Source organism: Fischerella sp. PCC 9605, from assembly GCF_000517105.1.
In the GTDB taxonomy this organism is placed as follows: domain Bacteria; phylum Cyanobacteriota; class Cyanobacteriia; order Cyanobacteriales; family Nostocaceae; genus PCC9605.
The window spans coordinates 309,495-326,370 of record NZ_ALVT01000034.1 but is presented as its reverse complement, the minus strand read 5'-3'; the positions used below and the strand labels follow the sequence as shown (position 1 = coordinate 326,370).

Annotated in this window: 19 protein-coding genes and 1 pseudogene; 4 read left to right on the top strand and 16 right to left on the bottom strand. The window is 41.3% G+C overall.

Annotated elements, in window-relative coordinates; genetic code table 11:
- Positions 1-632: 632 nt before the first annotated feature.
- Positions 633-923: a hypothetical protein gene (locus FIS9605_RS44880; protein ID WP_231510202.1), complete on the bottom strand. Its 291-nt coding sequence runs from the start codon at positions 921-923 to the stop codon at positions 633-635.
- A gap of 169 nt (positions 924-1,092) precedes the next feature.
- Between FIS9605_RS44880 and FIS9605_RS0101980 the strand changes: the two genes are divergently transcribed.
- A complete protein-coding gene (locus FIS9605_RS0101980; RefSeq protein WP_026731093.1) occupies positions 1,093-1,494 on the top strand; it encodes a hypothetical protein in 402 nt (133 codons plus the stop codon).
- A gap of 219 nt (positions 1,495-1,713) precedes the next feature.
- Here the strand turns inward: FIS9605_RS0101980 and hypB are convergent, their stop codons facing one another.
- From hypB to FIS9605_RS0101920, 12 genes and pseudogenes are all read right to left on the bottom strand, one after another.
- On the bottom strand, positions 1,714-2,568 hold the full coding sequence (gene hypB / locus FIS9605_RS0101975) for a hydrogenase nickel incorporation protein HypB (RefSeq protein WP_026731092.1): 855 nt from the start codon (positions 2,566-2,568) through the stop codon (positions 1,714-1,716).
- Positions 2,559-2,900: a hydrogenase maturation nickel metallochaperone HypA gene (gene hypA, locus FIS9605_RS0101970; protein ID WP_026731091.1), complete on the bottom strand. Its 342-nt coding sequence runs from the start codon at positions 2,898-2,900 to the stop codon at positions 2,559-2,561. The genes hypB and hypA overlap by 10 nt, the downstream gene beginning before the upstream one ends.
- A 64-nt stretch (positions 2,901-2,964) precedes the next feature.
- The gene (gene hypE, locus FIS9605_RS0101965; protein ID WP_026731090.1) at positions 2,965-4,068 is read right to left on the bottom strand and encodes a hydrogenase expression/formation protein HypE; all 1,104 of its coding nucleotides are present in this window, start codon (positions 4,066-4,068) and stop codon (positions 2,965-2,967) included.
- A 69-nt stretch (positions 4,069-4,137) separates the two neighbouring features.
- Entirely contained in the window at positions 4,138-4,353 is a 216-nt protein-coding gene (locus FIS9605_RS0101960; RefSeq protein WP_026731089.1) for a tautomerase family protein, read from the bottom strand.
- A gap of 87 nt (positions 4,354-4,440) precedes the next feature.
- Complete coding sequence (hypD, locus tag FIS9605_RS0101955) at positions 4,441-5,586, bottom strand: hydrogenase formation protein HypD (RefSeq protein WP_026731088.1); 1,146 nt, start codon at positions 5,584-5,586, stop codon at positions 4,441-4,443.
- A gap of 99 nt (positions 5,587-5,685) precedes the next feature.
- Entirely contained in the window at positions 5,686-5,940 is a 255-nt protein-coding gene (locus tag FIS9605_RS0101950) for a HypC/HybG/HupF family hydrogenase formation chaperone (RefSeq protein WP_026731087.1), read from the bottom strand.
- A 154-nt stretch (positions 5,941-6,094) separates the two neighbouring features.
- Entirely contained in the window at positions 6,095-8,464 is a 2,370-nt protein-coding gene (gene hypF / locus FIS9605_RS0101945; RefSeq protein ID WP_026731086.1) for a carbamoyltransferase HypF, read from the bottom strand.
- 164 nt (positions 8,465-8,628) lie between these two features.
- A pseudogene (locus FIS9605_RS0101940) lies at positions 8,629-8,847 on the bottom strand (hypothetical protein); the annotation flags it as partial.
- Between the two features lie 53 nt (positions 8,848-8,900).
- The gene (locus FIS9605_RS0101935; RefSeq protein WP_026731084.1) at positions 8,901-9,377 is read right to left on the bottom strand and encodes a NifU family protein; all 477 of its coding nucleotides are present in this window, start codon (positions 9,375-9,377) and stop codon (positions 8,901-8,903) included.
- Between the two features lie 100 nt (positions 9,378-9,477).
- The gene (locus FIS9605_RS0101930; protein WP_026731083.1) at positions 9,478-9,702 is read right to left on the bottom strand and encodes a hypothetical protein; all 225 of its coding nucleotides are present in this window, start codon (positions 9,700-9,702) and stop codon (positions 9,478-9,480) included.
- An 8-nt stretch (positions 9,703-9,710) separates the two neighbouring features.
- Positions 9,711-9,950, bottom strand: coding sequence for a hypothetical protein (locus FIS9605_RS0101925; protein ID WP_026731082.1), 240 nt, complete (start codon positions 9,948-9,950; stop codon positions 9,711-9,713).
- 99 nt (positions 9,951-10,049) lie between these two features.
- Complete coding sequence (locus FIS9605_RS0101920) at positions 10,050-11,024, bottom strand: hypothetical protein (protein WP_026731081.1); 975 nt, start codon at positions 11,022-11,024, stop codon at positions 10,050-10,052.
- Between the two features lie 806 nt (positions 11,025-11,830).
- On the opposite strand from FIS9605_RS0101920, the gene FIS9605_RS0101915 reads away from it, so the two are divergent.
- The 3 genes from FIS9605_RS0101915 (at position 11,831) to FIS9605_RS0101905 (ending at position 14,999) form a co-directional block, all read left to right on the top strand.
- Positions 11,831-12,793 carry a hydrogenase small subunit gene (locus FIS9605_RS0101915; protein WP_026731080.1) on the top strand — a complete coding sequence of 321 codons (963 nt, stop codon included), beginning with the start codon at positions 11,831-11,833 and terminating at the stop codon, positions 12,791-12,793.
- Between the two features lie 82 nt (positions 12,794-12,875).
- The gene (locus FIS9605_RS0101910) at positions 12,876-14,471 is read left to right on the top strand and encodes a nickel-dependent hydrogenase large subunit (RefSeq protein WP_026731079.1); all 1,596 of its coding nucleotides are present in this window, start codon (positions 12,876-12,878) and stop codon (positions 14,469-14,471) included.
- Positions 14,472-14,576: 105 nt separating this feature from the next.
- A complete protein-coding gene (locus FIS9605_RS0101905) occupies positions 14,577-14,999 on the top strand; it encodes a hypothetical protein (RefSeq protein WP_026731078.1) in 423 nt (140 codons plus the stop codon).
- A gap of 199 nt (positions 15,000-15,198) precedes the next feature.
- Here the strand turns inward: FIS9605_RS0101905 and FIS9605_RS0101900 are convergent, their stop codons facing one another.
- The 3 genes from FIS9605_RS0101900 to FIS9605_RS35980 all read right to left on the bottom strand — a co-directional run bounded on the left by FIS9605_RS0101900 (position 15,199) and on the right by FIS9605_RS35980 (position 16,734).
- Entirely contained in the window at positions 15,199-15,579 is a 381-nt protein-coding gene (locus FIS9605_RS0101900) for a nuclear transport factor 2 family protein (protein ID WP_026731077.1), read from the bottom strand.
- Between the two features lie 208 nt (positions 15,580-15,787).
- Positions 15,788-16,033, bottom strand: coding sequence for a helix-turn-helix transcriptional regulator (locus FIS9605_RS40525; RefSeq protein ID WP_197035983.1), 246 nt, complete (start codon positions 16,031-16,033; stop codon positions 15,788-15,790).
- A gap of 23 nt (positions 16,034-16,056) precedes the next feature.
- Entirely contained in the window at positions 16,057-16,734 is a 678-nt protein-coding gene (locus FIS9605_RS35980) for a hypothetical protein (RefSeq protein ID WP_051469900.1), read from the bottom strand.
- Between the last annotated feature and the right edge of the window lie 142 nt (positions 16,735-16,876).

Here is a 16,876-nt window from a genome sequence, read left to right as displayed (position 1 = left end):
AGGCGATCGCTTTCTGTAATAAAATCTACTGGATAGCGATCGCGCTTGGTTTACGCAGAGTTGCATAATCTACTAGTTTTGCGATCGCTTAAGTTAGGTTGTAGGCGATCAGCCATTTTGTTAATCGTATCAAATTGCTGTTAGCAACATTGAGCCAACCTTCAATAGCGTGAGTTCGACGGGTTGAAAATGGCACAAAAAAAGGCGCTCGACTGTAATAAAAGCAAAAATAAGCAAGGTGTCTCAGCGATGTCCACTATTGTATCTCGCCTCGATATCACCCAGATTTTCTGTGACGTAGATGATTTGTGCTCCTCATGGGAACAGTTTAGGCAATCTCTCTGCATAAATATTTGGATTGTAGCAAGGCTATTATCTTTGACCATAGATCCTTATATGCAGCCTGAACCATCACTGTCACATCATAGTTTGACCCAAACTCGGTAGCAAAAGGATTGAGCCAAACTCATTCCCTAACTAAACAGCGATCGCAGACAATTTCAAAATCTGCCCCCACTACTTTTAGCTCAAGAGAGGCTGTAGTTGGATCTTCCCCCTCTTGCTTGCAACTGAATCGTCTGCATCCTTTACCCATCCACAGTTTTATACTGTTTTAAATTATACTTTTGTTTTTAGATTTTTGCGATCGCCATAACTGATCGCTGCATGTGGAAAATAGATCCAGTTGATTTAGTAAGCAAAATGCTTAAATGAGTTCTCAAAAAGCCTAATTGCTTTCTCATTTTGGTGTTTTTCGCAAGCAAAAAGGCATATTGCTTACTCAAAAAGCCTAATTGCTTTCTCATTTTAGTATTTTCCGCAGGCAAAAAGGCATATTGCTTACTCAAAAAGCCTAATTGCTTTCTCATTTCGGTAGATCGCGCACTCATTTTGGTGTTTTCCGCAAGTAAACGACAGATCACTTGCTCAACTTACCTGTTTGTTAACTCATATCAGTAATTATCGCACTCACGATCGCGACGCTTTGTATCAAAAGCCATTGCAGATTTGCCGAAATACTCTAATGCCGATCAATACGGAAGTTTTTTAAGGTAAATAATATTAACCGTACTGTATTAAAAGGTGTAGATTATGGGTCGTCAAAAAAGAAGCTCTAAAGTATTAGAAAGAGCAGTGCGTCGTGCGGCTAGCATGAACTCAATTGATCCGAACTTAGATGTAGGCAATGGACTCACCCTATCTGCCTTCTCCACTCTAATCGAGACGATGCGAACGAGAGAGAATGCATACAACAGTGCGCTTTCCAACTTGGATAAGTTGTACCATGAAATGCTGCAAACAGAGCGCGAGTTGGCAGATATGGCAGAGCATATGCTGATGGGAGTTGCAACTCGATATGGCAAAAGCAGTGTAGAATACGGCATGGCGGGAGGAGTTCCTAAAAACCAGCGCAGCAAGAAACGGCGAGGCGATTCGCCAACTCCTAGTTCACAGCAACCTTCATTTATTGCCGATGTGGAAGGCAAGATCTGAATTAGTAGTCTGCCACAAAGATTATGACAGGCTAAGGAAGTTTGTAGTAAGCACGCTTGCTGCTTAAATGAGGGCTAGAGCCGCTCACTACAAACCTATCAAAATTAGTGTGGTGGAGTATTAGTCTTTTCCTTATTGGTAAGTCATAGATAATATAAAATCTGTTTTCATCTTTGAAAATGTCACTAAATTTCATGACTTAAGTGTAATATTTGAATTTCAAATAGTAGACAAATTTGCTACCTTTTGTGTTAACCATTCATACCAATTTTCTAACCCAGTTCCAGTCAATGCTGAAACTTGAAAAATCTGAATGTGAGGATTGACCTGGTGGGCATATTCTATACACTTTTCTACGTCAAACTGCACATAAGGCAACAAATCAATTTTAGTGAGAACCATTATCTCACTAGCACGGAACATATGAGGGTATTTGATCGGCTTATCTTCTCCTTCGGTAACAGAGAGAATCACCACTTTCAGGTTTTCTCCTAAATCAAATAAAGCTGGACAAACCAGATTACCAACATTCTCAATCATCACCACTGAATCTAGCGGCGGATTCAGTTTTTGCAATCCTCTTTCTATCATTGTTGCATCAAGATGACAGCCTGTACCTGTGTTGATTTGTACAACCTTACAGCCTGTCGCTTGAATTTTTTTTGCATCATTAATAGTTTCTTGGTCGCCTTCAATGACACTGATAGTTAATTGATCCTTTAAATCATTGATGGTACGAGTTAAGAGGGTGGTTTTCCCTGCACCAGGAGAACTCATGAGATTTAATGCCAGGATATTTCGACCTTTAAACCATCCGCGATTTTGGGCAGCTATCAGGTTATTTTTTGCTAGGATATCCTGTTCTAAAGATATAGTTGTGCTATGTATTTTGGCGTGAATTTGTGATGCTTCGTCGTGGATATGATCGTGAGTGTGAGAGTGGGTAATGACAGTGCCATCTGGTAGGGTGTGAGTGTGAGGACTATTACCGTTGGAATTAATTGTCACTGCTTCACCCGTCTCCAGATTAGCAATTTTAGCATTACCATCAGAACAACCGCAGGTTATACACATAGTTCCTCTATTTCTATTTCTTTAATTTTTAGTTCTTCACCAGCTATTAAATCTATTTGTAAGCTGCCACAATTACACATCCCAAAAGGCTGTTCTAGAGGAATTTCTGTACCGCACTGGCGACATCTTCCCAAACCAGGAGTTTCTAAAATTTCTAATTTTGATCCTTCTAAAACTGTACCTTGAGAACAGATATCAAAACAGAATCGAATAGCGTCAGGCATGATGGCTGAAAGTTTGCCTATTTCTAATAATACTCGTTGGACTTTGGAACCGCGAGCATGTTCGGATACGATTGCAACAATATTTTGTGTGATGCCAAGTTCGTGCATGTTTAATGAACCACAGAGGCGCAGAGAACACAGAGGAGAATAAGTGAGAATTTTTAGATAAAAACTAACAAATTCGTGGCAGTTGGTCGCCAACAAGCATATCAACAATGCGTTCAGCACCAAAAATAGTTTTTAACAAAACAACACCTGCTGGTGAGGAAATAACTTCACCGATAATACAAGCATCTTTTCCGTCTGGGTGAGATTTCATTGCTGATAAGACAGTATCAGCGTGTTCGCGTCCTACAACCACGACTAATTTACCTTCATTTGCCAAATACAAGGGATCTAAACCTAATATTTCGCAAACGCCTTTTACTTCTTCTCTGATTGGGATAGATGATTCATCAAGGCGGATTGCTACATCAGAACTGAGGGCAAATTCATTTAATACTGTGGCTAAACCGCCGCGTGTAGCATCTCGCATAGCATGAACTTCGGGACACACATCAAGGATAGTTTCTACTAAACTATGTAACGGCTGACAATCACTTTCAATATTAGATTCTAATGCTAATTCACCACGGGCAATTAAAATTGCTGTGCCATGATTGCCCAATTCACCATTAATAATTACTACATCTCCAGCTTGAATATTATGGGCAGAAATAGAAACGCCTGCACGAATTACGCCAATACCCGCTGTATTAATAAACAATTTATCGGCTGCACCGCGATGCACGACTTTTGTGTCACCAGTAACAATTTGTATGCCTGCTTTATTCGCAGCAGATTTCATGCTGATAGCGACACGTCGCAATGTTTCTATTGATAATCCTTCTTCTAAAATGACGCTACAGGTAAGATATAATGGTCTAGCACCACTCACTGCTAAATCATTGATAGTGCCATTAACAGCTAATTCTCCTATATCACCGCCAGGAAAAAATAAAGGGTCTACAACATAGGAATCAGTGGTGAAAGCAAGTCTATCTCCCTGTTCAAGGAGACTCCCTAAATTAAAAGCTGCTTGGTCTTCTAATTGTGAAAGAATCGGATTATCAAAATTACTGACAAAAATATCATCGATTAAATCGCGCATCGCTTTGCCACCACTACCATGTGCGAGAGTGATGTTAGTATCGTGTACTTTTCCCCGACGACGGCGGATTTTTTCGATATTTTGAAAGAGAGTATTTTGGGAGGAATTAGCAGAGTAAATTTTCATATTTAAATTGTAATTCAGCTTAATCAGGTGCGTTAGCTAAAGCGTAACGCACCCTACAATTAACTAGATTTATACACCTTTTTCAACGTGCCTACCACTATGTTTATCAACATGCAAAACACCCCCTACGCTCCAATTCTCCCGTTCAAATTCATCGATATGTACTGTCACCCACTCTGGTTTGGTACCCATAGTAGAAACTAGTGCATCAGTAATTGCTTGCACTAGTTGCCGTTTCTTTTCTATAGAATGACCTTTAGCAATTTGAACAGTAATAAATGGCATAATCTTCTTCGTGTCCTTTGTGTCCTACCCTAGCGGGAAGCCGCTAGCGCGTCTATGTGGTTAGTTAAAAAAATATTCTTCCGTTCGCTAAACCCCTACTCCTTCTTTCTCAACCCCTATATCCTTCGCCACCTGAGAAAAGCGACCATATTTGTAATAAGCTGCACAAGCACCTTCAGAAGACACCATACAAGTTCCAATTGGTGTTTCTGGAGTGCAAGCTGTGCCAAATACCTTGCATTGCCAAGGCTTCAACACACCCTTGAGAATTTCTCCACACTGACAAGCTTTATGATCGGCGACTTTAAGATTTGGAATAGTAAACTTCAATTCTGCATCGAACTTGGCATATTCAGGACGAATTTTTAATCCCGAATAGGGTATATCACCCAAGCCACGCCAATCAAAATTTTCTCGCACTGCAAACACTTTATTCATAGCAGTAAGCGCGATTTGATTTCCCCCCTTCTCCACCAATCTGTTATATTGGTTTTCGACCTCGCAGCGATTTTCTACTAATTGCCTTAACAGCATCCAAATTGATTGGAGAATGTCTAAAGGTTCAAATCCCGAAATCACAATTGGCTTGTGATAGTGTTGGGAAATAAACTGATAAGGGTCAGTGCCAATTACCATACTGACATGACCAGGCCCGACAAATCCATCTAGTTGTAAATCAGGATTATCCAACAATGCTTCTAAAGCAGGAATCACGAGGACGTGATTGCAAAACATGCTGAAGTTATTAATATTTTCCGCTGCTGCTTGTAGGATGGTAAAAGCAGTACTGGGGGCTGTAGTTTCAAAACCTAAGGCAAAAAATACAACTTCTTTGTTAGGATTTTCTTTGGCGATTTTGAGACTATCCAGTGGCGAGTACACCATACGAATATCTGCGCCTTGGGCTTTGGCTTGCAACAGGCTTGTTTTGGAACCAGGAACCCGCATTGCATCGCCAAAGGTAGCAAAGATGACGTTGGGATTTTGGGCGATCGCGATCGCATCATCTAACCTACCCTTTGGCATTACGCACACCGGACAACCAGGCCCGTGAATTAATTCAATTGCTTTGGGTAGGACTTCTTCAATACCATATTTAAATATAGAATGGGTATGACCGCCGCACACTTCCATAATTTTGATATTCTTGCCCAACAGGTTGGACAATTTTTCTATTTGCCAAAGTAATGCCTCAGCTTTAGAAGGATCGCGAAATTCATCTACATATTTCATATGAATGTTAGTAGGTAGTAGTTAGTAGTTAGTAGGTAGTAGTTAGTAGTTAGGAGTTAATTTTTTACTTGTTAACCACTATCCACTAACTACTATCCACTAACCAGTTACCATTACTTCTGCAATTTCTTGCAGTAGCTGTAATGTTTCCGCTGCTTCTTTTTCGTTAATGCGGTTCATGGCAAAGCCAACATGAACTAACACCCAGTCGCCAACGCAAGATTCAGGAGGATGTTGATCATCAATAATACAAGCAATATTAACTTGACGTTTGACACCAGCAACGTTGACAATTGCTAGTTTGTTATTAGTGTCTGTTATTTCGATGATTTGACCGGGTATGCCTAAGCACATTGTTTATTTTCCTTATAAAGGCGTGTTATGGTTGAAGATTTTTGTGGTGATAATAAGTCTTTTTTTAAGAACTACAAAGTACACAAATAAAAAGAGGAGGAGCAGACAAATTATTTAGATTTGCTAGATTTACTATATATATAATGTTGATGAGTTATTCGCTGAGAATTTGAACTGCTGCAATTATTGCTTGACCAAGTGATAAACTGCCATCGTTACAAGGAACTAAGCTGTGAGATAGTATATTTAAGCCCAAGGTTTCTAGGTGTTTGCTAACCTGGTCTAACAAGATACTATTTTGAAAAACTCCTCCTGTTAAAACGATATTTTTGATTAGATTTTCTTGACACAGATGGTTAACCATCTCAACTATAGCTTTAGCCAAACCTGTGTGAAATTTCGCAGCCATGATTCTTTGTGGAATTTGCTGCTGCAAGTCAACTAGTAAGGCTTGCCACATTGGTCGAGGGTCTATACAGTAAATATTATCTAAAATGGCAATATCAAAAGAATAATTTAGTTTTTCTTCATTATTATTTAAGCTACTGGCATCGACTAAAGCTTCCATTTCAATTGCTGCTTGTCCTTCATAGCTACATTCTTCTCGGCAAATACCGATAGCAGCGGCGACAGCATCAAACAATCGTCCCACTGAAGAAGCTAAGGGTGAGTTGATTCTTTTTAAATTAAGTTGGTTAAGAAGGTTTAATGGCTTTTGTTCTAAAAATTTGATTATTTCTAAAGTGCCATATTTATTTTTTAAATATTCCCAACTAAAAGCTGAAATTAATTGAGCATAGGTGTTACGCCAAGGTTGATAAATTGCTTGTTCTCCACCAATCATTGCCACTGGCTTAAATTTTACTAGTCGCTGAAAAGTCTGATAATTTGCTAATAAAAATTCTCCACCCCAGAGTGTGTTATCTTCACCATAACCTAAACCATCTAAAGCGATACCTAACACAGGTGGTGAATCAAGAGGCAGATGATTTTCTGCCATGCAAGCAGCAATATGGGCGTGATGGTGTTGAATGGGGTAGAGTTTGATTTGATTTGCCGCTGCTAGTTCTTTGCCAAGTTTTGTTGATAGATATTCAGGGTGTTTATCGATGGCGATCGCTTCTGGTTTATGCTCGAATAAATTCAAGTATAAATTGAGGATATCTTGATAAGCAGTAAAAGCGGCAGCGTTTTCTAAATCTCCCAAATGCTGAGATAAAATTGCTTGTCCATCTCGGATTAAACAAAAGGTATTTTTTAACTCGCCGCCCATTGCTAAAATTTGGGGAACATCATGAAACCCAGATGGTAAATTAATTGGTGCTGGTGCATATCCTCTGGCACGGCGAATCATTCGTACTTGATCGCAAACTACCCGCACCACTGAATCATCTACGCGGTTAACAATCTCCCGATTATGTAAAAGAAAATAATCAGCAATTTGCCCTAATTTTTCTCGTGCTTCATCATTATCAATGCATTGCGGTTCATCAGAAAGATTCCCACTAGTTAGGACAATTGGGCGATTCATCCGTTTGAGAATTAAGTGATGCAAGGGTGTATAAGGTAGCATGAAGCCGAGGGTATTTTGCCCTAGTGCGACTGATGGGGAGATGGGGAGAGAAGTAATTCCTCTTTGTTCCTTTATTTCCTTTACCCGCATCAATACAATCGGCGCGGCGGGACTTAGCAGTAATTCTCTTTCCTTGTCGCTGATAGTGCAGTATTGTGCAATTATCTCAATGTCCCGCGCCATCAAAGCAAAAGGTTTGTGATACCGTTGCTTGCGCTGGCGTAGTTTTTGCACAGCAGTTTCATTCGTTGCATCGCAAGCGAGATGAATTCCACCTATGCCTTTAATGGCGACAATTTCACCTTTTTGCAACAAGGTACACACAGCATCGATATCATCCAGCATGGAAAACATTGAAGCTGTAATTGGTTTACCATCAGCACGTTCTAACCATGCTTTGGGGCCACAAATATGACAAGCTATAGGTTGGGCATGAAAGCGGCGATTTTCAACATCGTTATATTCTTTAGCGCACTCCGGACACATAGAAAACGCAGCCATGCTGGTGTTGCAACGGTCATAAGGAATGGTACGAATAATACTCAGGCGGGGGCCGCAATGCGTACAATTAGTGAAGGGATAGCGATACCAGCGGCTATAGAAGTCGAAGATTTCTTGTTGGCATTGCGGACAAGTCGCAGCGTCAGGGGCAATTTCTGTTTTTACCGCACTACTAACACTGTGAGAAATCACAAAATCATTGAAAGAAAATTTCCCATCACAGCGGTTGCGTGTTAGTTCATTAATTTTTGCTAACGGAGGACATTCTTGTTGCAATCTTTTCACAAATTCTTCTATAGCTGCATCAGTCCCAGATACGCGAATTAAGACACCTTCACCGTCATTACAAACATCACCGCACAATCCACAAGCTTTCGCCAGTCGATAAACAGTAGGGCGAAATCCTACTCCTTGAACAGTACCGCGAACTCTAATTTCTTCAGCAGTCATAAGTCGCTAGACATTTAGTCTATCTATTGGGACTGATGGGGAAGGTGGGGTCCCCACTTTGTGGGGATAAGGGGCAGTGGGGAGTTGGGGAGAGTTTAATTTTGAATTCTCCCCATCACCCCATCCCCTTATCTCTCCACCATTGGCATCTGCCACAGTAAAACTCAATTATTCCCCGAATCAGCAACTACCGCCGTATTACCACAAACTTTTATTCCATAACACCAATTTAGACTATCTCGCTTTGGTTGCCCAAAATCGCGATTTTCTCCCTTACTTTGAAAATCATTTTGTCCGGCAATAGCATCAGCAGCAATTCCCTGTAAAGCTAAAATTGACTTAGGCTTTTTCCATCCTAACAACCGCGAATTAGCGGTATCCGCATTACCCACTACCCACCGAGAGTTAATTCATAGTAGGCGTAACTACTAAAAATTTATCCTATCGCGATGACGTTATTAATTTCCGGACAATATGCCTTAATTGCCTGTTCAATTCCTTGAGATAAAGTTAACGTGGAAGCCGGACAATGACTACAAGTGCCAATTAATCTCACTTCTACTGTATCCGGTTCTTTCACTGCTACTAATTCCACATCACCATTATGGCTTTTCAAACTAGGACGAACTTCATTCAATGCTTGTTGAACACGTTGTCTTAAAGGTAGTGTTGGCGGCTTTACTAATTCGTGATAAAGCAAAATTCCGTAGACTATTTCATCTTTAACGGCATTACGCAAAGCTGGCATTGATTCTTGTTTCACACTTTTAATTAAGCGAGTTAGTGCCTCTTTATGCAAGTCTTCGATCGCCCGTTTCAATCCTATGGCTACGCACCTTTTGCTTTCATCCCACTCGGATATTATCGCTTCAAAACAACTAATTTCTTGTACTAATTCCTCAAGGGTAGTCATTAGATATTTGTGAGTAGTTAGTAGATAATTGTTAGTGGTTAGTTGTTGGTATTTAATACGATTAACTCACAACATCAACCAACGACTAACAACTAATTATTCACTTCATTTTGAAGTCTTTAAGCAGAAACGGCATTACAGTACCCGTGGTTAAACTGGATGCTACTACTGCTAGCCACAACGGAAATTTTAAGAATAAAGGTAAAATTAGTAGTAGTAAACCTATACCAGCACCAATACTGGTTTGCTGCCAAAAGTACTTTGGATCGCGTATTAGCTTGCCTTTAAAAAATAATCTAGCGGAAAACCAACCTATTTCTAACATAAAATCTCCTAGAATTGAGGACAGAAATTCAGCAGGAACAACCCTAAAAGCATCGGTGGAATCACAGCAGCAGGGCCAAATAAACCACCAAGCATGGCCGCAAACTGATAACCTACTTCTTCTCCAGCTAAAAGCATTCCGCCAATTGCACCACCTACTAGAGAGAATCCAGTTGCTATTAACAACAAAATTGTTCCTGTCAGCAAGTTGATATCACCAATCGCTAAGCTTGTGAGTATGTCTGTCATGATGTATTCTCCTTATAAATGGTTAGTAGTTAGTAGTTAGTAGTTAGTAGTTAGTGGTTAATAGGTGATTGTTTCCTACTATCTACTAACCACTATCCACTAACCCTTACTCCCTATTTCCGTCTCAATATCTTGCAAAATTTGGGCTACTACTTGGGCTTGTTCTATTTGTCTATGCTGGGTAAAAATTTCCCAAGCTTGTTGATAGTAGGCACGCGCTTGTCTGAGGTTTTGAGGATTACCTGTTTCTGGTTTGTTCAAGTCGTCGGGTAAGTTGAATAAGGCGTTGGCTTTGTTCGCAATCGTATTGGCGTATTCTAAGGGTGTATATTTGGCATTACGCACTTTTAAAGCTTCGTCATAAGCTGCGATCGCCCGCACCAAATTATCCAAGGGATGAGATGATGGTAAATATTGCAGGGCGTTGCCTAAATTATTCTGCAACATCGCATATTCTCTGGGATGATCGATGATATTAATGTGCTTTAGTGCTGCCTCAAAAGTCTGTACTGCCAAGCCTTCAAACAAATATTGCTGTTGCGAACCACTAGACATGGAAAGGTAGGCGATCGCAATATTGTTGTGTAAAATCGCATATTCCTGGGGGTATTTTTCCCAGGTAAACACCCGCAAAGCTTCTTGATATACCTGAATACTATCTGCTATTCGTGCCAAGTTGAATGGTACTAGAGACTGTAGCACCAAGCCATAGTTCATCTGGGCTTCGGCAATTTCTTCAGGTGAGGCAAACTCTTGCAAAGCTGGTAAGGCTTCTGTGTACAACCCTTTCGCTTGTAGTAGCAAGTCTTCTGCATCGTTTGGTATTGCCCATAGCGCCCCCGCCATTCCTACTTTCGCCCGCGCTTTCAGCAGCAGGTAATCTTCACCAGATAATTTTTCTGCTTGTTGATACAGCGCGATCGCATTCCACAAATCTTGGGCAGTTTTTGGCTTTTTTACAAAGCCATGCGCCATTTCAATCAGCATCTCGATTTTATCCTTGGTTGATGCTGACTCAGAAGCAATAGCAGCGATCGCTGCTTTCACCGCAGCATCTGTGATACTTGGAATCATGAGAAGTGTGGAATTGCAAATAAGAAGGTGGAATCTCTTTGTGTCTTGGTGTCTTGGTGGTTAAAAAAATCTTGAACCACCAAGGCACTAAGACACCAAGTTTTTTCAAGTCAACTGGGTAGGAATCAATATTAATGATGAAAGTTTATTGTTGGTTATTGATTCTTGCTCGCTAACCACCAACCATTCACAACCTTCACTAATATAAATCAGCCTATCATCAAAATTCTAGTCACTAGACATCATTATTGATTTAATTCCAGTACTGTTAATTTTTTTAACATTTTTGATTTTTTCAAGTGTAAAATTCTTGGCATATATTTGCTGTCTATACTTAATTTTTACGTTAAATTTACTGCTGATTTTAAGTTTAATAAGCCATAAATATGATAGCTTTATGACTTATTTGAGTGTATTTTAATATCCATTTTAAACTCAAATTACTTATTAAAAACTTTCTTTTAACTCTAAAATTAAGAATTTAGTATTGCTAGAGTTGGTATGAATACTGAATATAATGATATTTGATGCAACTATATATTCTGTATTTATAATTACTAAAAAAATAGTTTATGCCTGTTGATTTAGTTTAATTTAATACTTTATTTTTTTTTAAAGCATATATAATTGGAAATAAAAATATTTGATATTGAAAGGTAAATGATAATTTGCGGATAAAACTCTACAAGCCTCATTAATGTCCTTTAGTTAGGGAAAGGGTAAAGGATGAGTAGGTGAGAATTGTTGCTTTACCTTTACCTAATTTCTGGAAGAAGTCTATTGTCAACATTACAAATACGCAGCCAATGACTAACGTATTATGGCTACAAGGTGGTGCCTGTTCCGGCAACACCATGTCATTTTTAAATGCCGAAGAACCAACTGTCTGCGATTTAATTTCTGACTTTGGCATCAACTTACTATGGCATCCCTCTTTGGGATTGGAACTAGGAGACAATCTCCAAGCAATGCTGTGGGATTGCGCCCTCGGCAAAATACCTCTAGATATTTTGGTATTTGAAGGCACGGTAGTTAACGCCCCCAACGGTACGGGAGAATGGAATCGTTTCGCCCACCGTCCGATGAAAAATTGGGTCAGCGACTTAGCAAAAGCTGCTAAATTTGTAGTTGCTGTGGGTGACTGTGCTACCTGGGGTGGAATTCCCGCCATGGCCCCCAACCCCAGTGAATCTCAAGGTTTACAATTTCTCAAGCGCCAAAAAGGTGGTTTTTTAGGGGCAGATTACCGTTCCAAAGCAGGATTGCCCGTAATTAATATTCCCGGATGTCCCGCCCATCCCGACTGGATAACGCAGATATTAGTGGCGATCGCCACCGGTCGCATCGGCGATATTACCCTTGACGAACTCCATCGTCCCCAAACCTTCTTCAAAACCTTTACTCAAACAGGCTGTACTCGCAACATCCACTTTGCCTATAAAGCAACCACCGCCGAATTTGGTCAGCGCAAAGGATGCCTGTTTTATGACTTGGGTTGTCGCGGCCCCATGACTCATTCTTCCTGCAACCGCATCTTGTGGAACCGCGTTTCATCCAAAACCCGTGCTGGAATGCCTTGTTTGGGTTGTACTGAACCAGAATTCCCCTTCTACGATCTCAAACCTGGAACTGTATTTAAGACTCAAACCGTGATGGGAGTTCCCAAAGAATTACCACCAGGAGTGAAGAACAAAGACTACGCCTTACTCACCCTAGTCGCAAAAGATGCTGCACCCGCTTGGGCAGAAGAAGACTTTTTCTTAGTTTAGTTGTTTGTTGGTTGTTGTTTGTTGTTTGTTTCAACCAACCACCAACTACCAACCACCAACCATCAACCACCAACAAAACATTATGGGTATTCAAACATTAGACATCTCGCCCGTCGGGAGAGTAGAAGGTGATTTAGATGTGCGAGTCGAAATCGAAGATGGTCACGTAGTCAACGCCTGGACTCATGCCGAACTCTTCCGAGGATTTGAAGTCATTCTGCGTGGCAAAGACCCCCAAGCAGGATTGATTGTTACACCTCGTATTTGCGGTATTTGCGGTGGTTCTCATCTCACTTGTGCATCTTGGGCATTAGATACCGCTTGGGAAACAGAAGTTCCGCGCAATGCGATTTTAGCCAGAAATCTCGGTCAAATAGTCGAAACAATCCAAAGTATACCTCGTTATTTTTACGGTCTATTTGCCATTGATCTGACTAACAAAAAATACCAGCATAGCCGCTACTATCAAGAAGCTGTCCGACGTTTTGCAGCTTTTACTGGTAAACACTACGAAATTGGCGTCACAATTTCTGCTAAACCTGTAGAAATTTACGCCCTCTTGGGTGGTCAATGGCCCCATTCTAGCTACATGGTTCCTGGTGGTGTGATGTGCGCCCCTACCTTAACAGACATTACCCGCGCCTGGTCAATTCTGGAATACTTCCGCACTAATTGGTTAGAACCAGTGTGGTTAGGTTGTTCGCTAGAACGCTACGAACAAATTCAGACCTATGATGACTTCATGGCCTGGTTACATGAAAACCGCAACCATCGCCAGTCTGACCTAGGTTTCTATTGGCGCATGGGTTTAGATATCGGTCTAGATAAATTTGGCGCTGGTGTAGGTAAATACGTCACTTGGGGATATCTACCTCATGAAGATAGATACCAGAAGCCAACAATAGCAGGGCGGAATGCTGCCACGATCATGAAGAGTGGCGTATATGACAGTTACACCGACACTCACGTCTTGATGGATCATACCTTTGCCCGCGAAAATACCACTCACTCTTGGTATGACGAAGGCACAGGAGATGTTCACCCCTTTGACCGTACTACCAACCCCACCCAAAAGAATAACAAAGACTTCAATAACTCCTATTCTTGGTCAACAGCAGTACGCCACATCGAACACGGACGCTTGGAAGCCGGCCCCTTAGCACGGCAATTAGTGGCAGGTGGTAAACATGGTGAATCTTGGCAGCACTACGACGGATTTATCCTAGATGTCTTCAAGCGCATGGGTGGCCCCAGCGTGCATGTGCGCCTACTATCACGAGTTCATGAAATTGTCAAGTTATATCGCCAAGCCGAACGCTGTCTACGCGAGTTCGAACTAAATGAACCCTGGTACATCAAACCGAAAGAAAAAGACGGACGCGGTTGGGGTGCAACAGAAGCAGCGCGAGGTTCATTGTGTCACTGGGTAGAACTAGAAGACGGTAAGATTAAGAATTACCAGGTGATCGCCCCTACGACTTGGAACGTCGGGCCCCGTGACGCTGAAGAAAAACGCGGCCCGATTGAAGAGGCTTTGATAGGTACACCTATTACCGATCCGACCGATCCGGTAGAAGTAGGTCATGTAGCACGGTCATTTGATTCCTGCTTAGTGTGTACCGTTCACGCCCATGATGCGAAGACGGGTAAAGAACTGGCACGTTTCCGCACCGCATAATCTGCTTTTAACTTGGTGTCTTAGTGTCTTTGTGGTTCAAAAATTATTTTATTAACCACCAAGGCACTAAGACACAAAGAAAACTGAAATTTATAAGGTAAGCTAGTGTCTGATTTAGAATTGCACAAGTATCTTTCTGGCCTTCCCGAAGCAGTACTGCGAGAGTTCACACAATGGTGTGTTCTAGAACAAGCAACAGCAGCCGGATACGAATTTACTCCGGATTTAATGAAGTTAGAGAACCTGGCGGCAGTAGACTACATCAACGAACTTATCGGTCAATTTGTGGAAGCAACCAGGAAATCGATTGAAGGAAGTATGGCGATTTTAGTAGCAGGAAAGCAAGCTGACAACCACGCTTTGCCTGGTATAGCAGCTATAGTTGATTTCATTTCTCTTTACGTTAGGTATTTAGTTCCTAAAGGCGAGAAAAATGAACTGCCTCCAGAAGAGAAATTAACTCAAGCCTCACAAGAACAGTTTGAGCAACTTGGTCAAATCGCTAAAAAATATGGTGTAGAAATCTAAACTGTATCGCACTCTGCTTCTAGCTGGTAACGCCCTCTCAACACATCCCGTCTCTGAATGCTTGTGGGATGTAAACTGACAGGGCGATACTAAACTTACTCTCAAAATTCGATGCCGTATTTGCGGGCGATCGCTGCCATCTCATTGTTATCTAACGAATTAGAAGCCGCCTGAGACCATCAAAATGACATATTGATAATCACAGTTGCAAGATTGGAGTTGTTTGACCCATAATCATCTGCCAGCGTCCATTGCGTTTCAGATACACGTGAGAGTCACGGACATGCCTAGTTTCCTGCCCTTTAAATGTTAAGGACAGACGAAAATTGAGGATAGCGATCGCATCACCGTACCAATGCACCTGAACCTCTTCAGTCGCGAACGATTCAAGTTCTACAGTTTTAGCACTCTCTATTTCTACTGCTTTGTTTGCGACACGACCGTCTGGAAATATCGACAGAAAATTATTGGGTAAGTCACGCTCAAGGACGGTGACATCGTGATTAAGAATGGCGTTAAGAAATGCAGCGTCTAACTCTAGCAACTTGCACTCCTCAGCTTTCCTATCAATTGTATTCATTTGAGTCTCCATGTTTCAAGTACATCCAGAAAATTAGACGCGATCGCCTTCCTAAAAAATAAAACTTTGTGACTAAATAAGCGTAGCGATTGTGCTTTGTGTTGTCTTTACTAAAAATTGCCAAAATTTTACAAATCTTGCTAGTTAAGTTTGGTTTAGCGTTAATTCATCCTAGAGATAGAAATCATTGTTCACCTAAAAGGCAGGATCATAGCCCTCGTCGATAAGCGGTGGGGGTGATGCCAGTATGTTTGCGAAAGAACGTAGTGAAATGACTGTGACTAGTAAATCCCAGGCGATCGCTAATTTCTGTAATGGACAACTCCCACTTTGCCAACAGCCGTTTTGCAGTTTCAATCCGGCATCGAATCACATACTGCCGGGGTGTAAGCCCCATAGCTTGTTTGAATAACCGAGTAAAGTGATAGGGACTGATCTGGGCTACAGCCGCCAAGTCATCCAGCCTCAAATCATGGTCTAGATAGTCATTGATAAGTCAATCACTTGCCGTAGCTTGGACTTCGGTAGACCTCCTGAATAGTCTTTCAGAGTATATTTTCGGACAGAGTAGTGCCGCAACAGATGGGCTGCTAGCATTGTTGCTGCTGATTCTGCATAAAGATGACTGTCTGCTTCCTCAGATTCTAGTTCGGCTTTGAGCGCTAATCCAATTTGATAAATGAGCGGATCGGGTTTGGAAAAATGCGGCAGAATCTCAACAGAGTCTGGATTGACTGACTCATAGGCAATGCGAGCGATTAGTAAAGGTTCCAGGTAAAGGAGAGTGAATTCGTCTTCCCGATTTACACAAGAGTGATGAGATGTAGTCTCAGCTACAGCATGATTGTTAGCAATACGCTCAGTTTGAAGGAAGTTGTCAAGCCCCTTTTTTGGTTTGACGAGTCGTTGAAAGTAATGGATTACATTTGCTGGCACAACGACAATATCACCGTTGACAATATGCTCAGTCTGGCGGCGTCCGTCAAACACACGCTCTAACTTTACTGTTTGCTGAAAGTGATGAATGGCAACCACATGCTGGACATGGCAATGGGCAGGAATTTCGCTAGGAGGTTGGCAGCAGTGTTGGAGATAAATACCATTCCAACTAACTTTGTTGCTTGCAAGGAGGGTTGCACGAGCGGGATGCAACATAAAGTCTTCTTGAGTAAACCAGTCAGCAACTCAATTTAGTATAAATTCATTTTTCCCAAGAATTACTTCTTTGGACGAAACAGAAGGAAGCTTTTCTCAATACAATTGCCTGTATCAAAGCGATCGCATTTACAAAAACTGC